Source organism: Immundisolibacter sp., assembly GCF_028696615.1.
GTDB lineage: Bacteria > Pseudomonadota > Gammaproteobacteria > Immundisolibacterales > Immundisolibacteraceae > Immundisolibacter.
In genome coordinates this window covers 1-3,445 of record NZ_JAQVGQ010000254.1, presented here as the reverse complement: position 1 = coordinate 3,445, position 3,445 = coordinate 1, and the positions used below count along the sequence as shown (strand labels likewise).

4 protein-coding genes are annotated in these 3,445 nt (G+C 72.7%); all 4 read left to right on the top strand.

The genetic code is table 11. From position 1 onward, the window contains the following. The coding region (locus tag PHC73_RS12750) for an acetyl-CoA C-acyltransferase (protein WP_300128931.1) at positions 1-922 on the top strand (922 nt) is incomplete at its 5' end. After that, positions 922-2,145: a CaiB/BaiF CoA-transferase family protein gene (locus tag PHC73_RS12745; protein WP_300128927.1), complete on the top strand. Its 1,224-nt coding sequence runs from the start codon at positions 922-924 to the stop codon at positions 2,143-2,145. The genes PHC73_RS12750 and PHC73_RS12745, both read left to right, overlap by 1 nt. A 96-nt stretch (positions 2,146-2,241) precedes the next feature. Then, positions 2,242-2,862 carry a carbonate dehydratase gene (gene can, locus PHC73_RS12740; protein ID WP_366949887.1) on the top strand — a complete coding sequence of 207 codons (621 nt, stop codon included), beginning with the start codon at positions 2,242-2,244 and terminating at the stop codon, positions 2,860-2,862. 5 nt (positions 2,863-2,867) lie between these two features. Then, positions 2,868-3,445: glycerophosphodiester phosphodiesterase family protein (locus PHC73_RS12735; protein WP_300128922.1), on the top strand; the 578-nt coding region annotated here is incomplete at its 3' end.

Sequence of the window (3,445 nt, the reverse complement as noted above, 5' to 3'; positions counted from 1 at the left end):
GGCGGTGCTGGATGCGGCGCGCGCCGTCACCTGCGGCGAGGGCGAGCTGTATCTGGCCGGCGGCGTCGAGAGCATGAGCCGGGCGCCGTTCGTGGTCGGCAAGGCCGAGCAGGCGTTCAGCCGCGAGTTTCGGGTGTTCGATTCGGCCATCGGCGCGCGTTTTCCGAACCCGCGCATCAGCGCCGAGTTCGGCGACGACAGCATGGCGCAGACCGCCGACAACGTGGCCGCCGAGTACGGCATCTCGCGTGAGCAATCCGACGCCTACGCCGCGCGCTCGCAGGCCCGCTACGCGCGGGCGCTGGCGGAAGGTTTCTTCGCGGACGAGATCACGCCCGTCGAGCTGCCGGCCGCGCGCAAGGCGGCACCGGTGGTGGTGAGCGCCGACGAGCACCCGCGGCCCGACACCACGCCGGACAGCCTCGCGCGCCTGAAGGCCCTGACCCCCGGCGGCGTCACCACCGCCGGCAACGCGTCCGGCATCAACGACGGCGCGGCGGTGCTCATGGTCGGCAGCCGGGCGCTGGGTGAGCGGCTCGGCATGAAGCCGCTCGCCCGCATCCTCGCCGGCGCTGCGGTCGGCGTGCCGCCGCGCGTGATGGGCATCGTCCCCGCGCTCGCCATCCCGAAGGCGCTCACGCGCGCCGGGCTGCGGCTCGATCAGATGGACGTCATCGAGATCAACGAGGCGTTCGCGGCGCAGGTGCTGGGGTGTCTGAAGCTCCTGGGCCTGCCCTTCGACGACGCGCGCGTGAACCCGAACGGCGGCGCCATTGCCGTGGGTCATCCGCTCGGTGCCTCCGGCGCGCGCCTGGCGCTGACCGCGGCGCGCGCACTCGCCGCGGGCCACGGACGCTACGCGGCGGTGAGCCTGTGCATCGGCGTGGGACAGGGCCTGGCCGTGATCCTGGAGCGGGTGTGATGGCGGGGCCGCTCGCCGGCATCCGGGTGCTCGATCTGTCGCGCGTGCTGGCAGGACCCTGGTGCAGCCAGCTGCTGGCCGACATGGGCGCCGAGGTGATCAAGATCGAGCGCCCCGGCCGCGGCGACGACACGCGCGGCTGGGGGCCGCCGTATCTGAAAGACCGCACCGGGCAGGACACGCCGGATGCGGCCTATTTCCTGGCCGCCAACCGCGGCAAGCGCTCGGTGACGGTGGACTTCACCCGGCCCGAGGGTCAGGCGCTGATCCGCGAGCTCGCGGCGTTGAGCGACGTGCTGATCGAGAACCTCAAGGTCGGCGATCTCGCCCGTTACGGGCTCGACTACGCGGCGCTCGCGGCCATCAACCCGCGCCTGGTGTACTGCTCGATCACCGGCTTCGGGCAGACCGGGCCGCTGGCCAGCCGGCCGGGCTACGACTTCATCATCCAGGCCATGGGCGGGCTCATGAGCGTCACCGGCGAGCGCGACGACCGCCCCGGCGGCGGGCCGCAGAAGCTCGGCATCGCCTATGCGGATCTGACCACCGGCATGCACGCGGCGATCGCCGTGCTGGCGGCGCTGGTGGCGCGCGGCGCAAGCGGGCGCGGGCAGTACGTTGATCTCGCGCTGCTGGACGTGCAGGTGGCCAGCATGGCGGTGATGGCGATGAACTATTTCATCGGCGGCAAGGTGCCCGGCCGCTACGGCAACGCGCACCCGAACATCGTGCCGTACGAGGTGTTCCAGGCCGCCGACGGGCCGTTCGTGCTGGCCGTTGGCAACGATCGGCAGTTCGCGCGCCTGTGCGAGGTGCTGGGCGTGCCGGAGCTGGCCGCCGATCCCAGCTTTACCCGCAACGCCGGGCGCGTGCAGCACCGCGAGGAACTCACCGCGCGCCTGCAGGCCATCTTCGCCACGCGCCCGGCGCAGGCCTGGGAAGACGCCCTGTGCGCCGTGGATGTGCCGTGCGGGCGCATCAACGACGTCTCGCAGGTGTTCGAGCTGCCGCAGGTCCGCTCGCGCGGCATGAAAATCACGCTCGAGCACCCCGACGCCGGCCCCATCCCGCTGGTCGGCAGCCCGCTGCGCTTCTCGGACACGCCGGTCGAGTACCGCCTGCCACCGCCGCGGCTTGGCGAACACACGCACGCCGTGCTGCGCGAGCTGCTCGGCAAGGACGAGACTGAGATCGCCGCGCTGCGTGCGGCGGGCGTGGTGTGAGGTCGGCATAATCGCGGCCAGCCGCCATCGGCGGCTCGCGCCCGCCGCGCGGCGCAGGAAATGAGCGCGACAGCCCACCCCCACTACCCCACAACCATGTCAGACCTCGACCATCTCATCGAAGCCAACCGCGCCTGGGCGGCGCGCGCCAAAGCCGCCGACCCGCAGTTCTTCACCCGCCTGCTCGGCCAGCAGCGCCCGCAGTACCTGTGGATCGGCTGCTCGGACAGCCGCGTGCCGGCCAACCAGATCGTGGGTCTGCTGCCGGGCGAGATCTTCGTGCACCGCAACGTCGGCAACCTGGTGCACCAGACCGACCTCAACTGCCTGGCGGTGCTGCAGTACGCGGTCGAAGTGCTGCAGGTCCGGCACGTGATGGTGGTCGGCCACTACGGCTGCGGCGCCGTGCAGGCGACGCTGGCCGGCCAACCGCTCGGCCTGATCGACAACTGGCTGCGCAACATCGAAGCCGTCTACCACCGCTGCCGGCACGAGCTGGACGCGCTGCCCGCCGAGCGGCGCCTGGATGCGCTGTGCGAGCACAACGTGCGCGCCCAGGTGCGTGCCGTGTGCGACACCACCGTGCTGCGCGCCGCCTGGGCGCGCGGCCAGGACGTGACCGTGCACGGCTGGATCTACGGCATCGCCGACGGGCTGGTGAACGACCTGCACGTCAGCTGTGCAGGGCCGCAGGACGCCGCCAAACTCGCCGGCTGAACCCCGTGCTGCGCATCGCCCACCGCGGCGCGAGTGCCATCGCGCCCGAGAACACGCTGTTGGCCATCGAACGGGCCATCGCGCTCGGCGCCGCCTGGGTGGAAGTGGACGTGCAGGCCTGCGCCGACGGCCTGGTGGTGATCCACGACGACACACTCGAGCGCACCACCGACGGCCACGGCCCGGTGGCGAGGCAAACGCTGGCGACGCTGCGCGCGCTCGATGCCGGCGGCGGACAGCGCATTCCGCTGCCGCAGGAGGTGCTGGCGCTGTGCCGCGGCCGCTGCGCCGTGAACCTGGAGCTGAAGGGGCCGGGCGTGGCGCCGCGTCTGCTGCCGCTGCTGCGCGATGCGCTCGCCGGCGGCTGGCCGGCCGACGCGCTGCTGTGCTCGTCCTTCGACTGGCGGCAGCTCGAAACCCTGCGCTCGGCGCTGCCCGGGCTGCCGCTCGGCGTGCTGTGCGAGCAGGTGGACGCGGCCACGGTGGTCATGTCACGACAGCTCGAGGCGCGGGTGATCGCCTGCGCGCTCGAGCACGCCGATGCCGCCGCGGTGGCCGCCGCCCACGGTGCCGGCTGCGCGCC